Source organism: Corynebacterium sphenisci DSM 44792 (assembly GCF_001941505.1).
Classification (GTDB): domain Bacteria; phylum Actinomycetota; class Actinomycetes; order Mycobacteriales; family Mycobacteriaceae; genus Corynebacterium; species Corynebacterium sphenisci.
In genome coordinates this window covers 2,067,856-2,091,825 of the sequence record NZ_CP009248.1, presented here as the reverse complement: position 1 = coordinate 2,091,825, position 23,970 = coordinate 2,067,856, and the positions used below count along the sequence as shown (strand labels likewise).

Annotated in this window: 24 protein-coding genes and 1 tRNA gene; 11 read left to right on the top strand and 14 right to left on the bottom strand. The window is 73.7% G+C overall.

The window, feature by feature from the left end:
• The first annotated feature begins 9 nt into the window (after positions 1 to 9).
• The 5 genes from CSPHI_RS09500 to gcvT all read left to right on the top strand — a co-directional run bounded on the left by CSPHI_RS09500 (position 10) and on the right by gcvT (position 6,880).
• A complete protein-coding gene (locus CSPHI_RS09500) occupies positions 10 to 786 on the top strand; it encodes an enoyl-CoA hydratase (protein WP_075692805.1) in 777 nt (258 codons plus the stop codon).
• A 70-nt stretch (positions 787 to 856) separates the two neighbouring features.
• A complete protein-coding gene (locus CSPHI_RS09495; protein WP_084210476.1) occupies positions 857 to 3,313 on the top strand; it encodes an HAD-IC family P-type ATPase in 2,457 nt (818 codons plus the stop codon).
• Between the two features lie 274 nt (positions 3,314 to 3,587).
• A complete protein-coding gene (locus tag CSPHI_RS09490) occupies positions 3,588 to 3,962 on the top strand; it encodes a DUF485 domain-containing protein (protein ID WP_075692802.1) in 375 nt (124 codons plus the stop codon).
• A gap of 3 nt (positions 3,963 to 3,965) precedes the next feature.
• Positions 3,966 to 5,621 carry a solute symporter family protein gene (locus CSPHI_RS09485; protein WP_075692800.1) on the top strand — a complete coding sequence of 552 codons (1,656 nt, stop codon included), beginning with the start codon at positions 3,966 to 3,968 and terminating at the stop codon, positions 5,619 to 5,621.
• 137 nt (positions 5,622 to 5,758) lie between these two features.
• Positions 5,759 to 6,880, top strand: coding sequence for a glycine cleavage system aminomethyltransferase GcvT (gcvT, locus tag CSPHI_RS09480; RefSeq protein WP_075692798.1), 1,122 nt, complete (start codon positions 5,759 to 5,761; stop codon positions 6,878 to 6,880).
• Positions 6,881 to 6,919: 39 nt separating this feature from the next.
• Here the strand turns inward: gcvT and CSPHI_RS09475 are convergent, their stop codons facing one another.
• Entirely contained in the window at positions 6,920 to 7,720 is an 801-nt protein-coding gene (locus CSPHI_RS09475; protein WP_075692796.1) for a PH domain-containing protein, read from the bottom strand.
• Between the two features lie 81 nt (positions 7,721 to 7,801).
• Positions 7,802 to 8,134 (bottom strand): cg0963 family protein, encoded by a 333-nt coding sequence (locus CSPHI_RS09470; RefSeq protein WP_157118527.1) that lies wholly within the window; start codon positions 8,132 to 8,134, stop codon positions 7,802 to 7,804.
• 269 nt (positions 8,135 to 8,403) lie between these two features.
• Here CSPHI_RS09470 and CSPHI_RS09465 point away from each other — a divergent pair, with 269 nt between their 5' ends.
• Complete coding sequence (locus CSPHI_RS09465) at positions 8,404 to 8,778, top strand: hypothetical protein (RefSeq protein WP_075692792.1); 375 nt, start codon at positions 8,404 to 8,406, stop codon at positions 8,776 to 8,778.
• Positions 8,779 to 8,919: 141 nt separating this feature from the next.
• A complete protein-coding gene (locus CSPHI_RS09460; RefSeq protein WP_075692790.1) occupies positions 8,920 to 9,294 on the top strand; it encodes a hypothetical protein in 375 nt (124 codons plus the stop codon).
• 96 nt (positions 9,295 to 9,390) lie between these two features.
• On the opposite strand, the gene CSPHI_RS09455 is transcribed toward CSPHI_RS09460, so the two are convergent.
• Positions 9,391 to 9,978: an Ltp family lipoprotein gene (locus tag CSPHI_RS09455; RefSeq protein WP_075692788.1), complete on the bottom strand. Its 588-nt coding sequence runs from the start codon at positions 9,976 to 9,978 to the stop codon at positions 9,391 to 9,393.
• Positions 9,979 to 10,473: 495 nt separating this feature from the next.
• Here CSPHI_RS09455 and CSPHI_RS09450 point away from each other — a divergent pair, with 495 nt between their 5' ends.
• On the top strand, positions 10,474 to 10,743 hold the full coding sequence (locus tag CSPHI_RS09450) for a hypothetical protein (RefSeq protein ID WP_075692786.1): 270 nt from the start codon (positions 10,474 to 10,476) through the stop codon (positions 10,741 to 10,743).
• Between the two features lie 306 nt (positions 10,744 to 11,049).
• Here CSPHI_RS09450 and CSPHI_RS09445 read toward each other — a convergent pair.
• Positions 11,050 to 11,122, bottom strand: a tRNA-Arg gene (locus CSPHI_RS09445).
• Between the two features lie 159 nt (positions 11,123 to 11,281).
• Here CSPHI_RS09445 and cobF point away from each other — a divergent pair.
• Entirely contained in the window at positions 11,282 to 12,028 is a 747-nt protein-coding gene (gene cobF, locus CSPHI_RS09440) for a precorrin-6A synthase (deacetylating) (protein WP_075692784.1), read from the top strand.
• Positions 12,029 to 12,051: 23 nt separating this feature from the next.
• Here cobF and CSPHI_RS09435 read toward each other — a convergent pair whose 3' ends face one another.
• The 10 genes from CSPHI_RS09435 to CSPHI_RS09390 form a co-directional block, all read right to left on the bottom strand.
• Positions 12,052 to 12,261, bottom strand: a complete 210-nt coding sequence (locus CSPHI_RS09435) for a PspC domain-containing protein (protein ID WP_075692782.1) — start codon at positions 12,259 to 12,261, stop codon at positions 12,052 to 12,054.
• 24 nt (positions 12,262 to 12,285) lie between these two features.
• A complete protein-coding gene (gene glpK / locus CSPHI_RS09430; protein ID WP_157118591.1) occupies positions 12,286 to 13,803 on the bottom strand; it encodes a glycerol kinase GlpK in 1,518 nt (505 codons plus the stop codon).
• Between the two features lie 127 nt (positions 13,804 to 13,930).
• The gene (locus tag CSPHI_RS09425; protein WP_075692780.1) at positions 13,931 to 14,377 is read right to left on the bottom strand and encodes a hypothetical protein; all 447 of its coding nucleotides are present in this window, start codon (positions 14,375 to 14,377) and stop codon (positions 13,931 to 13,933) included.
• Positions 14,378 to 14,406: 29 nt separating this feature from the next.
• A complete protein-coding gene (locus CSPHI_RS09420) occupies positions 14,407 to 14,949 on the bottom strand; it encodes a DUF1707 SHOCT-like domain-containing protein (RefSeq protein ID WP_075692779.1) in 543 nt (180 codons plus the stop codon).
• A 93-nt stretch (positions 14,950 to 15,042) separates the two neighbouring features.
• Positions 15,043 to 16,821, bottom strand: coding sequence for an acetyl/propionyl/methylcrotonyl-CoA carboxylase subunit alpha (locus CSPHI_RS09415; protein ID WP_075692777.1), 1,779 nt, complete (start codon positions 16,819 to 16,821; stop codon positions 15,043 to 15,045).
• Positions 16,822 to 17,084: 263 nt separating this feature from the next.
• Positions 17,085 to 17,975, bottom strand: a complete 891-nt coding sequence (locus tag CSPHI_RS09410) for a sulfurtransferase (protein ID WP_075692775.1) — start codon at positions 17,973 to 17,975, stop codon at positions 17,085 to 17,087.
• Positions 17,976 to 18,041: 66 nt separating this feature from the next.
• Entirely contained in the window at positions 18,042 to 18,746 is a 705-nt protein-coding gene (locus CSPHI_RS09405; RefSeq protein ID WP_075692773.1) for a Maf family protein, read from the bottom strand.
• 89 nt (positions 18,747 to 18,835) lie between these two features.
• A complete protein-coding gene (locus CSPHI_RS09400; protein WP_075692771.1) occupies positions 18,836 to 19,081 on the bottom strand; it encodes an acyl-CoA carboxylase epsilon subunit in 246 nt (81 codons plus the stop codon).
• Complete coding sequence (locus tag CSPHI_RS09395) at positions 19,078 to 20,706, bottom strand: acyl-CoA carboxylase subunit beta (RefSeq protein WP_075692769.1); 1,629 nt, start codon at positions 20,704 to 20,706, stop codon at positions 19,078 to 19,080. The genes CSPHI_RS09400 and CSPHI_RS09395 overlap by 4 nt, the downstream gene beginning before the upstream one ends.
• 157 nt (positions 20,707 to 20,863) lie before the next feature.
• Positions 20,864 to 22,555, bottom strand: a complete 1,692-nt coding sequence (locus tag CSPHI_RS09390) for an acyl-CoA carboxylase subunit beta (protein ID WP_084210355.1) — start codon at positions 22,553 to 22,555, stop codon at positions 20,864 to 20,866.
• A gap of 143 nt (positions 22,556 to 22,698) precedes the next feature.
• Here CSPHI_RS09390 and CSPHI_RS09385 point away from each other — a divergent pair, with 143 nt between their 5' ends.
• Together CSPHI_RS09385 and CSPHI_RS09380 are read left to right on the top strand one after the other, a co-directional pair.
• The gene (locus CSPHI_RS09385; RefSeq protein WP_075692768.1) at positions 22,699 to 23,496 is read left to right on the top strand and encodes a biotin--[acetyl-CoA-carboxylase] ligase; all 798 of its coding nucleotides are present in this window, start codon (positions 22,699 to 22,701) and stop codon (positions 23,494 to 23,496) included.
• Positions 23,497 to 23,500: 4 nt separating this feature from the next.
• The gene (locus CSPHI_RS09380) at positions 23,501 to 23,965 is read left to right on the top strand and encodes a PH domain-containing protein (protein ID WP_075692766.1); all 465 of its coding nucleotides are present in this window, start codon (positions 23,501 to 23,503) and stop codon (positions 23,963 to 23,965) included.
• Positions 23,966 to 23,970 lie beyond the last annotated feature (5 nt).

Here is a 23,970-nt window from a genome sequence, read left to right as displayed (position 1 = left end):
CTGGGCCACATGTCGAACGCCCAGGCCGGCCCCGAGGGCCCCGTCCCCGCCGAGGTGCGCGTCGTCCACGACGGCGCGATCACCGAGATCACCATCGACCGGGACCATCGGCGCAATGCGCTGTCCGCCGCGGTGTGCGCGGCCATCGCCGACGGCGTGGACGCCGCCGCGGCCCGGGCCGGCGCCAGGGTGATCATCGTGCGCGGGGCGGGCCGGGCCTTCTGCGCCGGGGCGGACCTGGACGGCTCGCACTCCCAGGGCGCCTTCCACGAGCAGCTGCGCCGGATGCTCACCACCATGCAGGACTGCCCGCTCATCATCATCGCGGACATCCAGGGCCCGGCGGTGGGCGCCGGGATGCAGCTGGCCATGGCCGCGGATCTGCGGGTGGTCGGGGAGGGCGCCTGGTTCCAGGTGCCGCCGGTGAAGCTGGGCATCGCGGTGGACCCGTGGACCATCCGCCGGGCCCGGGTGCTGCTCGGCGGGGCGCGGGCGCGCACCCTGCTGCTGGGCGCGGCCAGGATGGACGTCGCCGGGGCGGTGGCCTGCGGCTTCGCCTCCTACGAGGGGGATTCGGCGCGGGTCGACGAGCTCGCCGCGGAAATCGCCGGCTACGCCCCGATGAGCCTGCGCTACCACAAGATGGTGCTCAACGACGACGAGACCCACCGCGAGCCCACCGCGGCCGAACGGGAGCTCTACCGGGCGGTGTGGGCCTCCGCGGACGCCGCCGAGGCTGCCGCCGCCCGCGCCGAACGCCGGGCCCCGGTGTTCCGGGGCGTCTAGCGCCGTGGACGGCCCCCGCCCCGACCCCACGCCGGCCGAGTCCGGCGGGCCGGCGGGGCCGGCGGGGCCGGTGGCGCGGCCGGTGGGCCTGGGCCCGGCGGAGGTGGCCCGGCGGGTCGCCGAGGGCCGGGTCAACGAACTGCCCGGGGCCACCGGGCGCACCGTGGCCCAGATCCTGCGGGCCAACGTGCTCACCCGGGTCAACGCCATCCTCGCGGTGCTGCTGGCGCTGGTGCTGGCCACCGGGTCGCTCATCAACGGCGCCTTCGGGCTGCTCATCATCGCCAACTCCGCGGTGGGCGTGATCCAGGAGCTGCGCGCCAAGCGCACCCTGGAGCGGCTGTCCATCGTCGGCCGGGCCCGGCCCCGGGTGATCCGCGGCGACGCCGCCCCGGCGGAGCTGGACCGGGAGCAGGTGGTGGTCGACGATCTGGTGGCCCTGGCCGCCGGGGAGCAGGTGGTGGTCGACGGGGAGCTCATCGCCGCCCGCGGCCTGGAGGTCGACGAGTCGATGCTCACCGGGGAGGCCGAGCCGGTGGCCAAGGTCGCCGGGGAGGAGGTGCTCTCCGGTTCGCATGTGGTCTCCGGGTCCGCGGTGTACCGGGCCACCCGGGTCGGCGCGGAGGCCTACGCCGCCCAGATCACCGCCCAGGCCCGCCGGTTCACCCTGGTGGACTCGGAGCTGATGGCCGGCATCGACCAGATCCTGCGGGTGATCACCTGGCTGCTGGTGCCGGCCGCGGCGCTGTCCATCTGGACCCAGCTCACCCGGGCCGAGGACGCCGTCGGCGGCTGGCGGGAGGCGGTGCTGGCGATGGTCGCCTCCCTGGTGCCGATGGTGCCCGAGGGCCTGGTGCTGATGACCTCCATCGCCTTCGCCGCCGGGGTGGTGCGCCTGGGCAAGCGCCGGGTGCTGGTCAACGAGCTGCCCGCGATCGAGGGCCTGGCCCGGGTGAGCGTGGTCTGCGCGGACAAGACCGGCACCCTCACCGAGAACCGGATGCGCCTGGGCCGGGTGCTCGACGCCGCCGCGGACCCGGCCGACGCGGGCGCGCCGGAGGCGGCCCCCGGGCACCCGGCCTGGCCGGCCCTGGCGGCGCTGTGCCAGGTGGAGGAGCGGCCCAACGCCACCGCGACCGCGATCCGGGAGGGCCTGGACTCCCGGGGGGTGGCCGACCCGGGTTGGGCGGCGACCGCGGAGGTCCCCTTCTCCTCGGCGCGGAAATGGTCCGCGGCGCGGTTCGGCGACCGGGGCACCTGGGTGCTCGGCGCCCCGGACGTGCTCGCCGACCCGGCCGCCGGGCCGGGGCCCGCCCTGGCCGCGGCCGCCGCCGCGGCGGGGGCGATCGCCGCCGGCGGCCGCCGGGTGCTGATGCTCGCCCGGGCGGCCGGGGAGCCGACCGCCGCCGGCGCCCCGCCGGCGGGGCTGGCGCCGGTGGCGCTGGTGGTGCTGGAGCAGACCATCCGGGCCGACGCCCGGGCCACCCTGGACTACTTCGCCGCCGAGGACGTGGCGGTGAAGGTGCTCTCCGGCGATGACGCCGCCGGGGTGGGCGCGGTCGCCGCGGAGCTCGGCCTGCCCGGGGCCGACCACCCCGTCGACGCCCGCCGGCTGCCCGCCGATCCGCGGGCCTTCGCCGAGGCGGTGCGGGCCAACGGCGTCTTCGGCCGGGTCAGCCCGGAGCGCAAGCGGGAGATGGTCAACGCGCTCACCGCCTCCGGGGAGACCGTGGCGATGACCGGCGACGGGGTCAACGACGTGCTCGCCCTCAAGGACGCCGCGATCGGGGTGGCGATGGGTTCCGGGGCGGCGGCGACGCGCTCGGTGGCGCAGCTGGTGCTGCTCGACGACCGCTTCGCGGCGCTGCCCCCGGTGGTCGCCGAGGGCCGGCGGGTGATCGCGGCCATCGAGCGGGTGGCGAACCTCTTCCTCACCAAGACCATCTACTCGGTGCTGCTGGCCCTGCTGGTCGGCATCGCCGGGGTGCGCTACCCCTTCGAGCCGATCCACGTCACCGTGATCGGCTGGTTCACCATCGGGGTGCCCGCCTTCGTGCTGGCCCTGGCCCCGGCCCAGGAGCGGGCCCGGCCCGGGTTCGCCCGCCGGGTGCTCCGGCTGGCCGCCCCGGCCGGGGCGATCGCCGCCGCCGCGGTGTTCGGGCACTGGCTCACCGTGCTGCCCCCCGACGGGGCCCCGGCGGGGCAGTGGGCGCGGGCGGCCACCGGCACCCTGGCGGTGCTCGTCATCGTGGCCTCCTGGGTGCTCGCCGTGGTGGCCCGGCCCTACCGCTGGTGGAAGGTGGCGCTGCTGGCCGGCTGCGCCGCCGGCTACGCGGCGATCTTCACCGTGCCGGCCCTCGCCCGGGTGCTGCGGATCGCCGCCCTGGAACCGGGCCAGTGGGCGCGGGCGGCGGCCTTCGCGCTGCCCGCGGCGGCGGCGGTGGAGCTGGTCTGGCGGGTGGGCCGGCGCCGGGCCGGCGGGCCCCTCCGGCCGCGAGGCGCCGGCCATGCCGTGAATGGGGATTAACGTTTGGGGGTGGTCGCGGGGGTAACCCCGTTAGTGGGGCGGAACCCGCAGGTGGAGACCGTTTCCACCCGGAAAACGCCCGCCGGGGCCGGGCTGTGGCGTGGATCCGCTTCCCGGATTGGTGTGCCCCAGGTAACTTTGTCGCCACACGTAACCCGGTGTCTCCGCCGCGTACGCCGTCCCCGGCAGGTCCGGGGCCCCGGCGCGGGGGAGGGGCCACCCGGCGGGAGCACCAGCATCACGAGCCCGCCACCCACGACCGGAAAGGTTCACAGTGAGCGCACATCCCGCGCCGGCTAGCCGGCACACACCCACGGCGGAGGAATACCGCTACGTGCAGGGCACGGAGGAGTTCCAGCACCTCCGGTCCACCTTCCGCGGCTTCGCCATCCCGCTGACCGTCGCCGGCCTGGTCTGGTACCTCGCCTACATCCTGGTCGCGATCTTCGCCCCGGACATCATGACCATCGAGCTGTTCCGCAACGTCAACCTCGGCTTCCTGCTCGGGTTCCTGCAGTTCGTGACGACCTTCGCGATCACCGCCTGGTACATCTCCTTCGGCAACAAGAACCTCACGGAGAAGCAGACCGTCATCCGCGAGGCCATGGAGACCGGCCAGATCGCGCAGAAGATGAAGGAGGGCAAGTAGCCCATGAACAACCTCATGCTCCTCGCGGAGAATGACCCGGCCCAGGCCGGCAACCCGCTGCTCAACATCGGCGTCTTCGTCGTCTTCATCGTCGCCACCATGACCGTGGTGACCCGGGTCGGCAAGGGCGGCAACAAGGGCGCCTCCGACTTCTACACCGGCGGCGCCCAGTTCTCCGGCACCCAGAACGGCCTGGCCATCGCCGGCGACTACCTCTCCGCGGCGTCCTTCCTGGGCATCGTGGGCGCCATCGCGCTCAACGGCTACGACGGCTTCCTCTACTCGGTCGGCTTCTTCGTCGCCTGGCTGGTGGCCCTGCTGCTGGTCGCCGAACCGCTGCGCAACGTCGGCAAGTTCACCATGGCCGATGTGCTGTCCTTCCGGCTCCGGCAGAAGCCGGTGCGCACCGCCGCCGCCATCTCCACCCTCTTCGTGACCCTGTTCTACCTGGTCGCGCAGATGGCCGGCGCCGGCTCCCTGGTCGCCGTGCTGCTCAACATCGACGAGCCGGTGTGGCAGTCCGTGATCGTCGCCATCGTCGGCCTCATCATGATCGCCTACGTGCTCATCGGCGGCATGAAGGGCACCACCTACGTGCAGATGATCAAGGCCGTGCTGCTCGTCGCCGCGGTGATCATCATGACCGTGATCATCCTCTGGGGCGTCAAGGGCAACTTCTCCACGCTGCTGCAGAACGCGGTGGACATGCACGGCAAGTCCGCCACCGCCGCGGAGAAGGGCTACGAGGCCCGCGCCATCCTGGAGCCCGGCCTGAAGTACGGCGGGGACTTCACCCACAAGCTCGACTTCGTCTCCCTGGGCCTGTCCCTGGTGCTCGGCGTCGCCGGTCTGCCGCATGTGCTCATGCGCTTCTACACGGTGCCCACCGCCAAGGAGGCGCGCAAGTCCGTCACCTGGGCGATCGTGCTCATCGGCGGGTTCTACCTGCTCACCCTGTTCCTCGGCTACGGTGCCGCGGCGCTGGTCGGCCCGGACCGGATCCTGGCCGCCCCGGGCGGCGCGAACTCCGCGGCCCCGCTGCTGGCCTACGAGCTCGGCGGCTCCATCTTCATGGCCGTGGTCTCCGCGGTGGCCTTCGCCACCGTGCTCGCCGTGGTCGCCGGCCTGGCGATCACCGCCTCCGCCTCCGTCGGCCAGGACCTGTACCAGGCGGTCATCCGCAACGGGCAGGCCACCGAGGCCGAGCAGGTGCGGGTGTCCCGGATCACCGTCGTGGTGCTGGGCATCGCCGCCATCGTGCTGGGCATCCTGGCGATGAAGCAGAACGTCGCCTTCCTGGTGTCGCTGGCCTTCGCCATCGCCGCCGCGGCGAACGTGCCCACCATCCTGATGTCGCTGTTCTGGCGCCGCTTCAACACCTCCGGCGCGGTGGCCTCCATGTACACCGGCGTCATCCTGTCCCTGGTGCTCATCGCCTTCTCCCCGGCGGTGTCCGGGGTGCCGACCGCGATGCTGCCCAACGTGGACTTCTCCTGGTTCCCGCTGACCTCCCCGGGCCTGGTCGCCATCCCGCTGGCCTTCCTCGCCGGGATCGTCGGCACCCTGGTCGGCAAGCCCGACCACAAGGAGGATCTCGCCGCGGAGATGGAGGTCCGCTCCCTCACCGGGGTGGGCACCGAGGCCGCCGTCGACCATTAGCCGACGGGGATCCGCCCCCTCCGCCCGCCCCCGGCGCCGCCCACCGCGGCCGCCGGGGGCGCGGCCGTTCACCGGCCGATAGGATGGAGTCGATTCACCCCAGCCCAGCCCGAGAAGACCCTGGAGGCCCGCCACCCATGACCGACACCGGTTCCACCATCCGCCGCAGCGCCCTGCACGGGGAGCATCTCGCCCTCGGCGCCGACATGGACGTCATCGGCGGCTGGGAGGTGCCGCTGCGCTACCGCTCCGAGCTCGACGAGCACCGCGCCGTGCGCGAGGCCGTCGGCGTGTTCGACCTCTCCCAGATGGGCGAGATCCGGGTCTCCGGCCCGGACGCACCCTCCTTCCTGGCGCACAGCCTCATCTCCGCGATGAAGCCGATCGCGCTGGGCAAGGCGAAGTACACCATGATCGTGCAGGAGGACGGCGGCATCATCGACGACCTCATCGCCTACCGGCTCGGCGTGGACGAGTTCATGCTGGTGCAGAACGCCGGCAACTGCGATGACGTGCTGCGCACCCTGGAGGAGCGGGTCGGCGGCTACGATGTGCGGCTCGACGACCGCTCCGTGGACACCGCGCTCATCGCGGTGCAGGGTCCCCGCGCCGAGGAGCTGCTCATCCGGGTCGCCCCGGACGAGGCCGAGCGCACCATCCGGGATCTGCGCTACTACTCCTGCACCTCCCTGGAGATCGCCGGGGTGGAGTCCATCATCGCCCGCACCGGCTACACCGGCGAGGACGGCTTCGAGATCTTCGCGCCCATGGACCGCAGCGTCGAGGTGTGGCGGGCGCTGCTCGCCCGCGGCGAGTCCCTGGGTGTGCTGCCCTGCGGCCTGGACTGCCGGGACACGCTGCGCCTGGAGGCGGGGATGCCGCTCTACGGCAAGGAGCTCACCCGCTCCCGCACCCCCCTGGAGGCCGGGTTCGCCAGCCTGATCAGCCCCGCCAAGGGCCGGTTCATCGGGCGCAATGCCCTGGTCAACCAGCCGGAGCCGGTGCGGATCCTGGTGGGCCTGGAGATCGTCGGCGCGGCGGCGCCCGCCGACGGCGCCGCCCTGGCCGACGGCGAGGGCGCCGAGGTCGGGGAGGTCACCTCCGCGGCGGTGTCGCCCACCCTGCACCGGGTGATCGCGATGGGCTACGTGGACAAGCGCTGCGCCCTGGCTGGCACCGAGCTGAGCGTCGCCGTGGACGGCGAACCGCGCGCGGCCACCGTCGCCCCGATGCCCTTCTACAACCGCAAGAAGCAGTAGCGGCCCGCCCCGCGCCGCGGGGCCCGGCCCCGCCGCCGCTCAGCCGGTCCCGCCCAGGCCCAGCGCCCGGTGCTTGGCCACGGTGAACTCGGCATCGGTGAGCAGGCCGCGCTCCCGCAGCGCGGCCAGGGCGCGCACCTCCCCGGCGCCGGCCGGCGCCCCGGCCTCCGCCGCCGGCGCCGCGGCGGCGTCGATCCGGGTGCGCAGCAGATCCGCGAAGGTCTTGCCCCGGCCCGGATGCATCCCCTTCATCCGCAGGGTGACGTTCGGCGCGGTCACCGCCACCATGTCCCCGGAGATCCTGGTCAGCGTGGTCAGGGAGGTGATCTTCGCCAGGACGACCTCCCGGGTGCCGGAGCGCAGCAGTTTGCGGTCCTTCACCAGCAGCCGCCGGTCGGTGAGCACCGCCAGGGAGAGGTTCCGGCGCACATGGCAGGAGGCCATCAGGAGCACCCGTTCCCCGGGGATGAGCTCATTGGCCAGATGGCGCAGCTCGAAACCGCCGAGCACCAGCTCCGGGCGGGCCATGGCGGCCAGCGCCGCGGGTAGGCCCTGATCGGCGAGGATCCCCTCCGGCAGCGCGGCGGCGATCTCCGCGGCGAACTCGCCATGGGATTCCCCGCCGCCGTGGATGGCCATCCGCAGCACGCCCGCGTCCGGGGTGAGCCGTGCGGTGAGCGCGAACCGGCGGCCCCGCTCCCCGCCGGCGCGGCGCACCACGATGGGCTCGCCCTCGTCGACGATGGTGCAGCCGTCCAGCCCGGGGAGGGCGGCCAGCAGCGCGGTGCGGGCGCGGCCGGCGTCGGCGGCGAGTTCCCGGGCGTAGGTGTGCGTGAACACCGCGTCCTCTCGGTCGGTCGCGTCCGGTGGGGCGCGGCGGACGGGGCCCCGGGGCGGGCGCCCCGGGGCCGGCGTGCTCGGCTACCTGCCCTCCGCGGCGCGGCGGGCCTTCTCCTCCTCGGCCTGGGCCTGCAGCTTCGCCTCGACCTCCTGGAGCTCCTCGTCGAAGATCTCCACCCGGTCCGCGGCGGACATGTGCCCGTCGATCTCGGCGAAGTTGCGCCCGTAGCGCTGGTTGAGGAAGGTCTCGCAGGCGGCGGCCAGCTGCCGGGCGTCGTAGAAGTTCAGCAGCATGATCTGGTGGCTGTTCTCGTCGAGCAGCTTCAGCCGCAGGTTCCCGTCGATCTCGACCAGCTTGGCGAACACCTGCATCCCCGAGACGTCCGTGAAGGCGGGTTTGGTGGACTTGGCCATGACGATTTCCTTTCCCATGGGGGAGCGGGCGGCCCGATCGTCCCGTTGGCGGGGGATCTCCTCCATGAGCGGCCCGTTCCGGCGGCCGGCGCGCCTCACGACGGGGGCGCACCCTTTCAACGATCAACATTAATCATCTTCGCGGCACCGCGCCGGGCGAGCCTCGGAACACCGTGCGCCGGGGGTGGGCGGATGCGGTGCGATGGCATCCACCTGCGGCGGATGGGACGATTGGGGCGTCAGTGACGGATCCTTCAGGAGGGTGCACCATGCACGCCATCGCCCGCACCATCGCCGCCGGGGCCGCCGCCGCGGGCCTGCTCCTCGCCGCACCCGGGGCCGCCGGGGCGCTTGAGGTCTACGACAAGCCCGGGGACTCAAGGGTGTACAGCCCGATAGAGCAGCCCGAGGACAGCATCATCATCTCGCCCTACGGGCAGGAGGCGACCTGCTTCTCCGTGCTCGGGGGGAAGGGCGGGATGGGGCCCGCCTGCTTCCAGCAGCGCTACGACGGCAAATGGGTGAATCTGTTCCACGTGGTGGATTCGGTGCACGTCTACCCCGTCTGGGAGGACCCGCGGGCGATGCTCGACGCGCTGCCCCCGGAGATCCGCGACGACGTCGCCGAGGCCCTGGGGCTGTAGCCGCCGCCACGGGGACGCCGGCCCCGTCCTCTTTTCGGCCGGCCTGCGTGGCGGGGTGCACGGGGGTGCCGGGACCTGCGCAGCGGTGTGACTGGTGTGACAATTGGGGACGACCGCACGACATCCCTACAGGAGCGCACCATGCACGCCGTCACCCGCACCATCGCCGCCGCGGCCACCGTCGCGGGGCTGCTGATCGCCGCGCCCGGGGCTGCCGGGGCGCTCGACACCGTCGACGATCCCGGGAAGTCCAAGGCGTTGAGCCCGGTGGAGCAGCCCGCAGAGAGCTTCATCATCTCGCCCTACGGGCAGGAGGCGACCTGCTTCTCCTTGCTGGGAGGGAAGGGTGGAAAGGATCCCGTCTGCTACCAGCAGCGCTACGACGGCAAGTGGGTGCGTCTTATCGGCGTGGTGGATTCGGTGTACGTCTACCCGGTCTGGGAGGACCCGCAGGCGATGCTCGACGCGCTGCCCCCGGAGATCCGCGACGCCGTCGCCGAGGCCCTGGGCCTGTAGCCCCTCCACCCCGCCCCCGCTGACCGGGTGCCCCCACCCGGCAACCGGGCCGGCCCCGGCGCGGGGTGCGCCGTGGCCGGCCCGGCGGCGGCCGCCCTAGTCGGGCAGGTTGTCGACCGCGTACTGGGCCTGCTCCGGGGTGTACTGCTCACCGGCCTCGGAGACCAGCTGGTCGTAGATGGCCGACTTCGACATCGCCATGGTGTCCTGGTAGGTCCTCGCGGACTTCAGCGCCTGCTCATTCCAGTCCACCTCGACGTTATCGACCGCGTACTGGGCGGCGTCGGGTTCGAAGCCCGACCCGTACTCGCTGGTCAGCTGGTCGTACAGGCCCCGTTTGGAGAAGGGCATGGTGGACAGGTACCTCTCGGCGCTGCGCAGCGCATTGCGGTACTCCACCGGCACCTCCTCGCCGGGGTCCTCCTCGGCCGCCCCCTCCGCGGTGGTGGGATCCGGGGCCGCTTCCTCGGCGGTGGGCTCCGCGGAGACGGTCTCCACCACGGTCGTGGTGGCCCCCTGCGAGGCGGTGGTGGTCTCCTCGGGGTCGGCGGGGGAGAGGATCGAGCCGATGAGGCCGATGACGAAGAGGACGGCAAGGACGACGCCGATCTTCTTGCCGCGGCTCAACGCGGACCACTTCTCCTTCAGGCCGGTCTTCCTGGGTTCGGGGAGCGGGGTGCTCATGATTGCCCTCGTTTCTCTCGGGAACTGGATTGCATGGCCGAAGGTATCCGGCGACCGGACGCGGCAGCCCCCGCTCACCTGCGACAATCGCCATCCTGTTCGGATGGGGAAAACGATGGGCCTCCCACCGCCGCCGGCGGCAGGATCGCGCGCCGCCCGCCGGATGCCCCGGGGCTCTCCTGTGCCGCCGTCCTCCGGGGCCGGTCGACGGCGCTCCAGTGGGCATGGTCCCGCCGGCGCCGACGTCCCCTGGGGCGGGGGAGGGCGCCGATGGGGTCGACATGGCCCGGGGGTGGCCGCGTCCCCCTATCCCGGTGTGCTCGGGGGATCGGCGATGCGCCGGGTGCTAACGTCCAGGCCCCGACCGGGAACCGCCCGGCGGAACCGGATCGGCGAAGGCGTCGCCGACGCCGATGGGAATGGGGTCAGCCGATCGGCGGCCCGCACGAGGCGGAAACGGTCGAGGTTCCGGCCGGTGGAGTAGGTGGACGAATCATGGACGATTATGACGAGCTCGAGTGGCAGCTCTGGGATCGGATTCGCCAGGACCATCCCGACCTGGCGGAAGAGGAGAGTGTATCAAGCGCGGCGGAATGCGGGCATCCCGGTAATGCCGCAGTGTCTGTTATCGAAGAGGCGTCGCGCCTCGGGATAATGATTGACGATGAACTGCTGGATCTCGCCAATCGCCTGTATCCGCAGGGCGCTAACGGCGTTCTCATGGAGATGGCGATGTCCCGTTTCAACGCCATGCGGGATAAGTAGGCGGAACACCGTCTCGGGCAAACCCGGCATGACCCGTGGTCATGCCGGGTTTTTCCATGGGAGGCGTCCGGCCCGGTAGGGGGCCGTGAGCTGATGGTGGGTTCGATTCCCCCGTCTCCCGCCGGCCCCGCGCCCCGGGGTCCGGGTGGTGTGCCGGGGGCGATCCGGCGCCGCGATTTTTGGCTCACTTTTGGCTCGGCGTTTCGCGGGAGCAGGCCCCGACATGGCCTCGGGGCACCCCGGTGGTGAACAAATCAAACCCTCGCTGTCCTGCATTGCTGCCGGTCAGCGGGGGCGGTCGGGTCGTGCCCCAGGCAGGATTCGAACCTGCGACACCGGCTTTAGGAGAGCCGTGCTCTATCCCCTGAGCTACTGGGGCGGGCGCGGGCGGCGCCCGCGTCATCACCGCGCACCAGGGTAGCGCACCCGGCCACCCCGGCACGAGGCGCCCGGATCGTCCCGGGCCGCTGTCCGGGCCCGGCCGGGCGGGGCCGGTAGATTGGCCCCCGGCACCCCTGGCCCCCGGAAGGACCGCCCCATGAACCTCACCATCGACGTCATCGGCATCGGCGCGGGCAGCCCCGCGCACCTGACCCTGGAGGCGGTCGCCGCCCTCGGCGAGGTCGACGCGGTCTTCGCCATGGACAAGGGCGCCGTGAAGGCGGATCTGCTCGCCGCCCGGCGGGCCATCCTGGACGCCCACGCCCCGGGCGCGCGCCTGGTCACCGTGCCGGACCCGCCGCGGGACCGGGATCCGAGGGACTACCGGGCCACCGTCGAGGACTGGCACGACCGCCGGGCCCGGGTGCTCGCCGAGGCGATCCGGGCCGCGCTGCCGGACGGCGGCCGGGGCGCGTTCCTGGTGTGGGGGGATCCCTCGCTCTACGACTCCACGCTGCGCATCCTGGAGCGGATCCGGGCCCTCGGGGTGGACTTCGGCACCCGGGTGATCCCGGGGATCACCGCGGTGCAGGCGCTCACCGCCGCCCACGGGGTGACCCTGAACCGGGTGGGCCGGCCGGTGCTGACCACCACCGGCCGCCGGCTGGGGGAGCGCCCGGCGGGCATGGACGCGGTGGTGATGCTCGACGGCGGCGCCGCCTGGCTGGAGCACGCCGATCCGGCCGAGGAGATCCTCTGGGGCGCCTACCTGGGCACCGGGCTGGAGATCCTGCGCCGCGGCCGGGTCGGGGAGGTGGGGGAGGAGATCGCGGCGGAGAAGGCGCGGCTGCGCGCCGGCCACGGCTGGATCATGGACATCTACCTGCTGCGCGGGGCCGGCTGAGCCGGTGCGCCGGGCGGGGGCGGTCAGTCCCGGGGCGGTTCACCGTCGGGGATGAGCAGCCAGCCGATGAGGTAGAGCGCCGCCTGCGGGCCGGGCAGCAGCAGGGAGATCAGGAAGGCCAGGCGCACCCGGTTCGGCGGGATGCCCAGCCATTGGCCGATCCCGGCGAGCACCCCGGCGAGCATCCGGTCGGTGCGGGAGCGGCGCAGCGTCGCCGGTGGTCCGGGGCTCATGGGGCGATGGTAGCGCGGGAGGGGTCAGCGCTCCCAGCCGAGGGTGCGCTGCACCGCATCATCCCAGCGGGCGTAGAGCCGGTCGCGCTGCTCGGCGGACATGCTCGGGGCGAAGGTGCGGTCCTCCCGCCACATCTCCCGGATCTCGTCGGTGGACTCCCAGAACCCCACCGCCAGGCCCGCGGCGTAGGCGGCGCCGAGCGCGGTGGTCTCGGTGATCGTGGGCCGGGTGACGCTGACGCCGAGGATGTCCGCCTGGAACTGCATGAGCAGGTCGTTGCCGGTCATCCCGCCGTCGACGCGCAGGCTGGTCAGGCTCACCCCGGAGTCGGCGTCCATCGCCTCGACGACCTCCCGGGTCTGGTAGGCGGTGGCCTCCAGGGCGGCCCGGGCGATGTGGCCCTTGGTGATGTAGCGGGTCAGGCCCACGATCACCCCGCGGGCGTCGGGCCGCCAGCGCGGGGCGAGCAGCCCGGAGAAGGCGGGCACGATGTAGCAGCCGCCGTTGTCGTCCACGGTGCGCGCCAGCGCCTCCACCGAGGGCGCGTCCGGGATGAGGCCCAGGTTGTCGCGCAGCCACTGCACCAGGGAGCCGGTCACCGCGATGGATCCCTCCAGGGCGTAGACCGGCAGCTCCTCGCCGATCCGGTAGGCGACGGTGGTGATCAGGCCGTGATCCGAGCGCTGCGGCACGGTGCCGGTGTTGAGCAGCAGGAAGTTGCCGGTGCCGTAGGTGTTCTTCGCCTCCCCGGGCTCCAGGCAGGCCTGGCCGAAGGTCGCCGCCTGCTGGTCGCCGAGGATCCCGGCCAACGGCACCCCGGCCACCGGCCCGGCCCAGCGCACCTTGCCCAGGTACTGGGAGGAGCTGGCGATGGCCGGCAGCATCGCCGGCGGCACCCCCATCGCCGCGCACAGCTCCCGGTCCCATTCCAGGGTCTCCAGGTTCATCAGCATGGTGCGGGAGGCGTTGGTGACGTCGGTGACGTGCAGCGCCTTGCCGTCGCGGCGGGTGAGGTTCCAGGTCAGCCAGGTGTCCACGGTGCCGAAGAGCAGCTCCCCGGCCTCGGCGCGCTCCCGGGCGCCCTCGACGTGGTCCAGGATCCAGGCGATCTTGGGCCCGGAGAAGTAGGTGGAGATGGGCAGCCCGGTCACCCGGTTGATCCGCTCCTCGCCGATTTCGGCGGCCAGCCGCTCGCAGATCCCGGTGGTGCGGGTGTCCTGCCAGACGATGGCGTTGTACACCGGCTCCCCGGTCTCCCGGTCCCACACGATGGTGGTCTCCCGCTGGTTGGTGATGCCCAGGGCGGCGATGTCGCTGGCGGCGTACTCCGATTCCGCGGTGACGTCGGCGAGCACCCGGCGGGTGTTCGCCCACAGCTCCCGGGGGTCGTGCTCCACCCAGCCGGGCCGGGGCATGATCTGGCGGTGCTCCAGCTGGCTCATCCCGACCCGCTCCCCCTCGCGGTCGAAGAGGATGCAGCGGGTGGAGGTGGTGCCCTGGTCGACGGCGGCGACCACCGAGCCCGCGCCCCGGTTGAACAGGGCGCGCGCCTGGGTCTCGAACTGGGAGGTGAACTGGCCCGGGATCTTCACCCGTCCGAGTCTAGGGGGCGGCGGCCCCGCCGCGGGGCGGACGGCGCCGGAGCGCCCGCGGCGGGGCGGCCCGGGGCTACCCCCGGTCCACCGGGCGGGGATCGCCCGGGTGCGCCGGGTAGGGCCGCGGGGCGACCGCCGCCCGGCCCAGGCCCCCCTCCACCCAGCCGGTGGCGGCCTCCTTCGCCGCGGCGCAGGCGTCGGCGACGGTGACCTCCGGCAGCGCCGGGTCGTCGACCTCGATCACCCGGGCCGGGTCGCCGGCGGCGCGCACCGCGATCTCGGCCTGGTCCTCGCCCACCGGGGTGACGGTGAGTTCGGCGAGCAGCTCCACCCGGGTGCCCTCGGCCACCGCCCAGCGGTAGGCCCGGTCGGCGGCCCAGTCCGCGGCGGCGTCGGCGAAGTACTCGGGGTAGACCCCGCGGCCGTGCGCCCGGGACAGCGCGGGGATGTCGTCGACGCGGTCGTCGTGGCGCAGCGGCCGCAGGTGGAAGCGGCCGGCGTTGAGTTCGATGGGTTCCATGGCGGTGTCCTCCGGGGTGCGGTCGGCCGTCAGTCGGCCGGGGGGTTCTTCTCCAGCTGGTCCAGGGCCCGCTTCTGCTCCTCGGTGAGGTACCACTGCGGGGGGCCCACCTTGGCCACGTAGAGCAGGATCGCGGTGATCGCGGGCAGGAGCCACATCGCATCGCCGATGAGCGGCAGATCGGCCAGCGCCAGCCAGGCCACCCCGGCCAGGGCCATCAGCGCGGTGCGCTCATGGCGCCGCGAGCCCGGCCCCCCGGGCGGCACGATCTCGGCGACGGTGCGCGGCGCCGGGGGCCGCGCCGGGCCCCGCGGGGCGGGCGGCGCCGGCCGGGGCCAGGCCGCCGCGGCATCGGCGGGGCCGGGGGCCTCGGCGGGCAGATCCGCGAACAGGGCGCGGCCCTCCCGGCGGGTGCGGGCGCGGATCGCCTCCGCGGAGCGCTCCTCGAACTCGGCGAGGCTCAGCCGGCCGGCGGCGAGATGCTCCTGCAGCAGCTCCAGCATGCGGGATCGATCCGCGTCGCCGATGCGCATGGCGTCGTCGGCGCGGGGCGGGCTCGGGTCCGGGTGCATGCGCCCAGGATACCGGCAACGGCGGCGGCCCCGCCCGCCGCGCGCGGTGCGCGGGCGGGCGGGGCCGCGGGGTCCGCCGGCCGCGGGCGGGCGCTACTTGATCTCCATCAGCACATCGCCCTTGCCCACCCCGGCGCCGGCCTCGGCGGCCAGCCCGGTGACGGTGCCGGCCTTGTGCGCCTTGACCGGGTTCTCCATCTTCATCGCCTCGAGCACCACCACGGTGTCGCCCTCGGCGACCTCGGCGCCCTCCTCCACGGGCACCTTGATCACGGTGCCCTGCATCGGGGCGACCACGGCATCGCCGCTGGCGGCCTTCTTCGAGCCCCCGGAGCGGCGCTTCTTCGCCTTCTTCCGGGCCCCGCCGGCGCCGCCGCCGAGCGCCAGATCCGCGGGCAGGGCGATCTCCACCCGGCGGCCGTCGATTTCCACGATCACCTTCTTCGCCGGCTCCGCCTCCTCCCCGTCGACCTCGGCGTCGCCCGCGTAGGGCGGGATCGGGTTGTCCCACTCCTCCTCGATCCACTTGGTGTAGACCTCGAAGGACTCCCCGTCGCCGACGAAGGCCGGGTTCTCCACGATGTGCCGGTGGAAGGGGATCACCGTGGCCAGGCCCTCCACCACGTACTCGTCGAGGGCCCGGGCGGAGCGGCGCAGCGCCTCCTCGCGGTCCTCGCCCCAGACGATGAGCTTGGCGAGCATGGAGTCGAACTGGCCGCCGATGACGTCGCCGGCGCGCACCCCGGAGTCCATCCGCACCCCCGGGCCGGCGGGCTCGGCGTAGGCGGTGATGGTGCCCGGGCCGGGCATGAAGTTCGAGCCGGCGTCCTCGCCGTTGATCCGGAACTCGAAGGCGTGCCCGCGCAGCTCCGGGTCCTCCGTGACGGAGAGCTCCCGGCCCTCGGCGATCCGGAACTGCTCCCGGACCAGGTCGATGCCGGTGACCTCCTCGGTCACCGGGTGCTCCACCTGCAGCCGGGTGTTCACCTCGAGGAAGGAGATCAGCCCGTCCGCGCCGACCAGGTACTCCACGGTGCCGGCGCCGTAGTAGCCGGCCTCCCGGCAGATCGCCTTCGCGGACTCGCGCAGCCGGCGATCCTGCTCCTCGGTGAGGAAGGGCGCCGGGGCCTCCTCGACGAGCTTCTGGAAGCGCCGCTGCAGGGAGCAGTCGCGGGTGGAGGCGACGATCACGTTGCCGTGCTTGTCCGCCACCACCTGGCACTCCACGTGCCGGGCCTTGTCCAGGTAGCGCTCCACGAAGCACTCCCCGCGGCCGAAGGCGGCGACCGCCTCGCGGGTGGCGGACTCGAAGAGGTCGGCGACCTCGTCCATGGAGTGGGCGACCTTCATGCCGCGGCCGCCGCCGCCGAAGGCGGCCTTGATCGCGATCGGCAGGCCATGCTCCTCGGCGAAGGCGACCACCTCGGAGGCGTCCTTGACCGGCTCCTTGGTGCCCGGCGCCATCGGCGCCTCGGCCTTCAGCGCGATGGCGCGGGCGGTGACCTTGTCGCCCAGGGCCCGGATCGACTCCGCGGAGGGCCCCACCCAGATGAGCCCGGCGGCCTCCACCGCCTCGGCGAAGTCGCCGTTCTCGGAGAGGAAGCCGTAGCCGGGGTGGATCGCGTTCGCCCCGGACTTGCGGGCGGCGTCGAGGATCTTGTCGAACACCAGGTAGGACTCCGCGGAGGTCTGCCCGCCGAGGGCGAAGGCCTCGTCGGCCATGCCGACGAAGGGCGCGTTCGCGTCCGGCTCGGCGTAGACGGCCACCGACGGGATACCGGCGTCGCGGGCGGCGCGGATCACGCGCACCGCGATCTCGCCGCGGTTGGCGACGAGAATCTTCTCGATCTTCTGGGTGTGCTGCTCGGACACGAAACCCTCCTGTTTTCGTGGCGCCCCGGCGGCGGATTCCCCCGGGGACGATGGTGCGACATGCGGGTTATGCGGGAGGTTCCGCGGCCTCGTCCGGTACCCGGCGGCCCCGGCGGCGCACGGCGTTAGCCCGTGGGCCGCGGGTGTCCCGGTTGCGGTCGACCGGACGCGAAACCCGACAAAACCATTCTTGCACAGGTTCGCCCCGGGACCGGACTCGCCGGTTTCGCCGGCGCCCGTTCCGGGGGAGGGCCCGGGGGCCCTCAGGCCCCGGCCGGGGCCTCGCCGGGGGCGTCGCCGCGGGCGATCGGCATCCGGATCATGTTGCCCCACTCCACCCAGGAGCCGTCGTAGTTGCGCACCCCGCGCCAGCCGAGCAGGTAGCGCAGCACGAACCAGGTGTGCGCGGAGCGCTCCCCGATCCGGCAGTAGACGATGGCGTCCTCGGCGGGCTCGCCGTAGATGGCGTCGAGCTCCTCCCGGGAGCGGAAGCGCGAGTTGGGGTGCACCGCCCGGTTCCAGGGCACGTTGCGCGCGCCCGGGATGTGCCCGCCGCGCAGCACCCCCTCCTGCGGGTAGTCCACCATATGGGTGCGATCGCCGCGGTACTCCTCCGGGGAGCGCACGTCGATGAGCTCCCCGCGGCCCATCTGGGCCAGCGCGTCCCCGGCGAAGGCGCGCAGCGGGGCGTCCTCGCGCGCCACCACGGGGTAGTCGGTGCGCGGGTACTCCGGGACCTCGAAGCTGGTGTCGCGCTCCTCGGTCATCCAGGCGTCGCGGCCCCCGTCGAGCAGCCGGACGTCGGGGTGGCCGAAGAGCTCCAGCACCCACAGGGTGTAGGCGGCCCACCAGTTGGACTTGTCCCCGTAGACCACCACCGTGTCCTCCCGGGAGATGCCCCGGGAGCTCATCAGCTCCGCGAAGGCCCGCGGATCGATGTAGTCCCGGATCACCTGGTCGTTGAGATCGCGGTGCCAGTCGATGCGCACCGCCCCGGGGATGTGCCCGATGTCGTAGAGGAGGGCGTCCTCGTCGGATTCGACGACCCGCAGCCCCGGGGTGCCCAGCCGCGCGGCCAGCCAGGAGCTGGACACCAGCCGTTCGGGGTGGGCGTACTGCCGGAACTGGGCGGTGGGGTCCTGCGGTGCGGCCATGTTCTCCTCCGGGGCTCGTGCGCGGTCGGGCGCATCCGGCCCGTCGACGTCATCGGGTACAGCCTATTACCCGGCGGCCCCGGAGGGGCCCGTCAGGTTCCAGAAGGGGGCCACGCCGAGGCCGTGGCCGGCCAGGATCCGGCGCAGCAGGGGCAGCGACAGGCCCAGCACGCTGGCCGGATCCCCGTCCACGCCGTCGATGAACCAGCCGCCCAGGGCCTCCAGGGTGAACGCCCCGGCGCAGCCCAGCGGCTCCCCGGTGGCGGCGTAGGCGGCGATGTCGGACTCCGCCGGGGTGCCGAAGCGCACCGTGGTGGCCACCGTCTCGGCGTGCTCGCCGAGCACCGCCCCGTCGCGCAGCACGGTCACCGCATGCCCGGTGAGCAGTTCCGCGGCCCGGCCCGCCTGGGCCCGCCAGCGCCGGGCGCATTCGGCGGCGGTGTGCGGTTTGCCGCTGAGCGCCCCGTCCAGCAGCAGCATCGAATCGCAGGCGATGATGACGTCCACCCCGGCCCGCGGGGTGCCGTCCAGGCGCTCGCGCACCGCCGCGGACTTCGCCGCGGCGAGGGCGCGCACCACCTCCGCCGGGGCCGCGGCGCCGAGCCGGTCGCGCACCGCGTCCTCGTCCACCTCGGGGGCGATCACCTCCGGGTCCACCCCGGCCCGGCGCAGCACCAGCCGCCGCGAGGGGGAGCTGGAGGCCAGGATCATGCGGTGGCCGGCGGCGGCCGCCGGGGCCTCGGGTGCCGGGGGCGGCGTCGGGGTGCGCATGGGCCCCGAGCCTACCGCCGGCCGCCGGCGGCGGGCCCACCGGAACCGCCGGCGCCCGCGCGCGGCCGCCGGCGGCCCGGCGGATCCGGCTAGTAGTACTCGACGTTGCGGAAGCTCGACGGGCTGAAGCTGCGCGGCCGGTGGAAGCCCTCGTCGAGCCGGCCCCAGTCATTGCGCGGGCCGGTGTCGGCGGCCCCGCCGGCGGAGGCCGCCAGGGCGGCGACCACCGCGGTCAGCGCGGCGACCTCGGCGTCGTCGGGGTTGCCGGAGAGCACCCGCAGCAGCGGGCGGCCCGGGTCGGCGGCGGTGTCCTCGGTGCGGTCGGCGGCGGTCACAGCGGAATGTTCCCGTGCTTCTTGGCGGGCACGTTGACCACCTTGCGGTCGAGCAGGCGCAGCCCCTCGATGATCTGGCCGCGGGTCTCCGAGGGCGGGATCACCGCGTCGATGAACCCGCGCTCGGCGGCGACGTACGGGTTGACCAGGGTGTCCTCGTACTCCTGCTCATAGCGCTTCTGCACCTCGGCCGGATCCTCCCCGGCCTCGGCGGCGGCCTTGATCTCCCGGCGGTAGACGAAGCCGACCGCCCCGGAGGCGCCCATCACCGCGATCTGGGCGGTGGGCCAGGCCAGGTTGAGGTCCGCGCCCATGTCCTTGGAGCCCATCACGCAGTAGGCGCCGCCGTAGGCCTTGCGGGTGATCACGGTGATCTTGCCCACCGTGGCCTCCGCGTAGGCGAAGAGCAGCTTCGCGCCGCGGCGGATGATGCCGTCGTACTCCTGGTTGGTGCCGGGCAGGAAGCCGGGCACGTCCACCAGCATCACGATCGGGATGTTGAAGGCGTCGCAGGTGCGCACGAAGCGGGCGGCCTTCTCCGAGGCGCGGATGTCCAGGCAGCCGGCGAACTGGATCGGCTGGTTGGCGACGAAGCCCACCGAGCGGCCCTCCACCCGGCCGAAGCCGATCACCACGTTCTGCGCGTAGTCCTCCTGGATCTCCAGGAACTCGCCCTCGTCGACCAGCCGGTGGATCACGTCCTTGATGTCGTAGGGCTGGTTCGGCGAGTCCGGGATGATGGCGTCCAGCTCGAGGTCGGTGTCGGTGATGTTGTCCGCGATGGCGCCGACCATCGGCTCGTGCTCGATGCGCGGCGCCTCGGCCCGGTTGTTCGAGGGCAGGTAGCCGACCAGCTCCTGCACGAAGCTCAGCGCGTCCTCGTCATCGGCGGCGGTGTAGTGCGAGGTGCCGGAGACCGACATGTGCGTGCCGGCGCCGCCGAGCTCCTCCTGGGTGACCTCCTCGCCGGTGACCGTCTTGATCACGTCCGGGCCGGTGATGAACATCTTCGAGGTGCCCTCCACCATCACCACGAAGTCGGTGAGCGCGGGGGAGTAGACGTGCCCGCCGGCGCAGGCGCCCATGATCAGCGAGATCTGCGGGATCACCCCGGAGGCCAGGGTGTTGCGGAAGAAGATCTGCGAGTACAGGCCGAGCGAGACCACGCCCTCCTGGATGCGGGCGCCGGCGCCCTCGTTGATGCCGATGATCGGGCAGCCGGTCTTGATCGCCAGATCCATGATCTTGACGATCTTCTCCCCGTAGACCTCGCCGAGGGCGCCGCCGAAGACGGTGCCGTCCTGGCTGAACACGCAGACCTTGCGGCCGTCGATGGTGCCGTAGCCGGTGACCACGCCATCGGTGACCGGGCGCTTGGCGTCGAGGCCGAAGTTCTTCGAGCGGTGCCGGGCCAGGGCGTCGATCTCCACGAAGGAGCCGTCGTCGAGCAGGAACTCGATCCGCTCCCGGGCGGTGAGCTTGCCCTTGTCGTGCACCTTCTCGATCGGCGCCGGGCCCATCGGCGCCTGGGTTTCGGCGAGGCGGGCGCGCAGGTCCGCGAGCTTGCCCGCGGTGGTGTGCTTGTCCGGCCCCTCGCCGGCGGGTGTGTGTGCGGCAGTCGTCATGTCGTCCATTCTACGTTTGCCGCCGAAGCCCCCGCCCATTCCGGGGGTTTCGTCCCCCGCCGAATCCACCCGCGGCCGCCGCCGGCGGTGGCCGGCGGGGCCGCGGCGGTCCCGGGCGGGGTCCCGGCGGGGGCCGCGGCGTTCCCGGGCGGGGCGGCTAGAGGGGGATGTTGCCGTGTTTGCGGGCCGGCCAGGCCGTGCGCCGATCGGCGAGCAGGCGCAGGTGCCGGGCCACCCGGCCGCGGGTCTCCGAGGGCAGGATGACCTCGTCGACCAGGCCGCGTTCCGCGGCGAGGTAGGGGTTGAGCATCCGGTCCTCGTACTCGCGCTCCCGTTCGGCGATGAGCCGGGCGACGAGCTCCTCGCCCTGCCCGGCCGCCGCGGCGGCGCGGATCTCCCCCCGGTGGATGAAGCCCACCGCCCCGGAGGCGCCCATCACCGCGATCTGGGCGGTGGGCCAGGCCAGGTTGACGTCGGCGCCCAGGCCCTTGGAGCCCATCACGCAGTAGGCGCCGCCGTAGGCCTTGCGCATGGTCACCGTGATCTTCGGCACCGTGGCCTCGGCGTAGGCGTAGAGCAGCTTCGCCCCGCGGCGCAGGATCCCGGAGTGCTCCTGGTCCGCGCCGGGCAGGAAGCCGGGCACGTCCACCAGCAGCACCAGGGGGATGCCGAAGGCGTCGCAGGTGCGGATGAACCGGGCGGCCTTCTCCGCGGCGTCGATGTCCAGGCAGCCGGCGTAGTGCAGCGGCTGGTTGGCCACGAAGCCGACCGCGCGGCCGTCGAGCCGGCCCAGGGAGCAGACCACGTTCTCCGCCCGGTCGGCCTGGATCTCCAGGTGGTCGGCGTCGTCGGTGAGCGCGGTGATCACCTCGCGCACGTCGTAGGGCACGCTCGGCGAGTCCGGGATGATCGAGTCCAGGGCCGCATCCGCCGGCCCCGGCTCGGCCCAGGCCGGGTCCGCCGAGGCCCCGTAGCCCTCCCCGGCGGGGGGTCGGCCGGTGTTGTTGTCCGGCAGGTGGTCGAGCAGATCGCGCACCCAGTCCAGGGCGTCGGCCTCGTCCTCGGCGGTGTAGTGGATGGTGCCCGCCGAGCGCATATGCGGCCCGGCCCCGCCGAGCTCCTCCTGGGTGATCCGCTCCCCGGTGACGGTGCGGATGACGTCCGGGCCGGTGACGAACATCCGGGAGGAGTCGCGCACCATCACGGTGAAGTCGGTGAGCGCCGGGGAGTAGGCGTTGCCGCCGGCGCAGGCGCCGAAGATCACCGAGATCTGGGGCACCACCCCGGAGGCGCGGACGTTGGCGCGGAAGGTGCGGGCGATGTAGTCGAGGCTGACCGCGCCGTCCTGGATCCGGGCCCCGGCGCCCTCGTAGAGGCCGATCAGGGGTCGCCGGGTGGCGATCGCCAGCTCCTGGAGCTTGACCATCTTCTCCCCGTAGACCTCGCCGAGGGCGCCGCCGAAGACGGTGCCGTCCTGGCTGAACACGCACACCTCGCGGCCGTCGACGGTGCCCCAACCGGTGACGATGCCGTCGGTGACCGGGCGCCGGGCGGACATCCCGAAGGCCTCGGTGCGGTGCCGGGCCAGGGCGTCGAGCTCCACGAAGGAGCCGTCGTCGAGCAGGTGGTCCAGGCGGTCCCGGGCGGTGAACCGGCCGGCGGCGCGCAGCCGCTCATGGGCGGCCGGGCCCATCGGGGCGGCGGCCTCGGCGCGGCGGCGCAGCAGATCGGCGTGCCGTTCGGCGGTGGAGCGCGGCGCGGCCGGCGGGGTCGGCGGGGCGGGCGCCGCCGGCGGGGCGGGGGCCTGCGTGCCGGCGGGCTCGGCCAATAAACGTGAGGGAACTGTCATGTTCAGGAAAAATAGCGTTCGGTAACGAAAGAGTAAAGCGGGCCAGGTGTGATTCCGCTCACGGCCGGCCCCGGGGCGGGTGCGGGCGGCGGCGCCCGCGCGGGGGACCGGCGGCGTCCGGGCGGCGACTATGCTCGGCCACCATGACCGCGCGCACCCCCCTCGACCCCGCCGCCCTGCGCGCCGGGCTGCCCGGCCGCGAGGTGCACGCCCCGGCGGCCACCGGCTCCACCAACGCCGACGCCCTGGACCGGGCCGCCGCCGGCGCCCCCGGCGGCACCGTGGTCGCCACCGCGGAGCAGAACGCCGGCCGGGGCCGGATGAACCGGTCCTGGGTCGCCCCGCCCGGGGCGAATATCGCGCTCAGCGTGCTGCTGCGGCCGCTGGGCGTGCCGCTCACCCGGCTCGGCCTGCTGCCCCTGGTCGCCGGGCTGGCGGTGCGCGACGCCCTGGCCGGCCTCGGCGTGGCCGCGGAGCTGAAGTGGCCCAATGACGTGCTCGTCGGGGGCCGCAAGATCTGCGGCATCCTCGTCGAGGCCGCCTCCCTGGAACCGCCCGCCCTGGTCGTCGGCATCGGGGTGAACGTGGACCTCGCGGAGGCGGAGCTGCCGGTGCCGCACGCCACCTCGCTGCGCCTGCTCGGCCACGTCGACGTGGACCGGGAGGCGCTGGTCGCCGCCATCGTCGCCGCCCTGGACGCCCGGGTGGCGCGCTGGCGCGCCGATCCCGCGGCGCTGATGGCCGACTACCGGGGCGCCTGCGCCACCATCGGCCGGCGGGTGCGCGCCGACCTGCCCGACGGCTCCGCCATCGACGGCACCGCCACCGCGGTGCTCGGCGACGGGGAGCTGGAGATCCGGGGCGCCGACGGCGCCCGGCACGCGCTCACCGCCGGTGACGTCACCCACCTGCGCGGCGCCGGCGGATACGGGGGCCGCTGAAGCGATGGCCTTCCCCCAGGACGAGCTCGACCCCGGCGAGGAGGTGCTCCTCGACCTCAACCCCGTCTTCGGCCGGCTGGTGCTGCCCTGGCTGGAGCTGATCTTGATCACCGGGGTGATCTGGCTGCTCATCGGGGTGATCGACGGCCCGCTGATCGCCGCCGGGGATCTCGGCTGGCTGCGCCGGGGGCTGCTGGTCGCCTGGGCGGGGCTGGTCGCCTGGCGCGCGGCGGCCCCGGTGGCGGCCTGGCTGGGGGAGCGCACCGTGGTCACCGACCGGCGGATCCTGCTGCGCCGCGGCTGGCTGCGGCCCCGGGTGGTGGTCATCGACCGGGCCGCGATCCGGGCGGTGGATCGCCGCGGGGCGGACCTGGAGCTGCGGGTGGATCCCTGGGGCCCGCCGCTGGCGCTGCGCGACGTCCCCGGCGCCCGCCGGGTCGCCCGGCTGCTCGCCCCCGGCCGGGGCTGACCCGC

Bases quoted from the DNA above. Each gene is read 5' to 3' on its own strand.
- CSPHI_RS09485 (WP_075692800.1), top strand. From the start codon at position 3,966: ATGAACAACCTCATGCTCCTCGCGGAGAATGACCCGGCCCAGGCCGGC.
- CSPHI_RS09465 (WP_075692792.1), top strand. From the start codon at position 8,404: ATGCACGCCATCGCCCGCACCATCGCCGCCGGGGCCGCCGCCGCGGGC.
- CSPHI_RS09420 (WP_075692779.1), bottom strand. From the start codon at position 14,949: ATGCACCCGGACCCGAGCCCGCCCCGCGCCGACGACGCCATGCGCATC.
- CSPHI_RS09460 (WP_075692790.1), top strand. From the start codon at position 8,920: ATGCACGCCGTCACCCGCACCATCGCCGCCGCGGCCACCGTCGCGGGG.
- CSPHI_RS09405 (WP_075692773.1), bottom strand. From the start codon at position 18,746: ATGCGCACCCCGACGCCGCCCCCGGCACCCGAGGCCCCGGCGGCCGCC.
- CSPHI_RS09410 (WP_075692775.1), bottom strand. From the start codon at position 17,975: ATGGCCGCACCGCAGGACCCCACCGCCCAGTTCCGGCAGTACGCCCAC.
- CSPHI_RS09395 (WP_075692769.1), bottom strand. From the start codon at position 20,706: ATGACGACTGCCGCACACACACCCGCCGGCGAGGGGCCGGACAAGCAC.
- CSPHI_RS09425 (WP_075692780.1), bottom strand. From the start codon at position 14,377: ATGGAACCCATCGAACTCAACGCCGGCCGCTTCCACCTGCGGCCGCTG.
- CSPHI_RS09470 (WP_157118527.1), bottom strand. From the start codon at position 8,134: ATGGCCAAGTCCACCAAACCCGCCTTCACGGACGTCTCGGGGATGCAG.
- cobF (WP_075692784.1), top strand. From the start codon at position 11,282: ATGAACCTCACCATCGACGTCATCGGCATCGGCGCGGGCAGCCCCGCG.
- CSPHI_RS09385 (WP_075692768.1), top strand. From the start codon at position 22,699: ATGACCGCGCGCACCCCCCTCGACCCCGCCGCCCTGCGCGCCGGGCTG.
- CSPHI_RS09435 (WP_075692782.1), bottom strand. From the start codon at position 12,261: ATGAGCCCCGGACCACCGGCGACGCTGCGCCGCTCCCGCACCGACCGG.
- CSPHI_RS09390 (WP_084210355.1), bottom strand. From the start codon at position 22,555: ATGACAGTTCCCTCACGTTTATTGGCCGAGCCCGCCGGCACGCAGGCC.
- gcvT (WP_075692798.1), top strand. From the start codon at position 5,759: ATGACCGACACCGGTTCCACCATCCGCCGCAGCGCCCTGCACGGGGAG.
- CSPHI_RS09455 (WP_075692788.1), bottom strand. From the start codon at position 9,978: ATGAGCACCCCGCTCCCCGAACCCAGGAAGACCGGCCTGAAGGAGAAG.
- CSPHI_RS09450 (WP_075692786.1), top strand. From the start codon at position 10,474: ATGGACGATTATGACGAGCTCGAGTGGCAGCTCTGGGATCGGATTCGC.
- CSPHI_RS09500 (WP_075692805.1), top strand. From the start codon at position 10: ATGTCGAACGCCCAGGCCGGCCCCGAGGGCCCCGTCCCCGCCGAGGTG.
- CSPHI_RS09380 (WP_075692766.1), top strand. From the start codon at position 23,501: ATGGCCTTCCCCCAGGACGAGCTCGACCCCGGCGAGGAGGTGCTCCTC.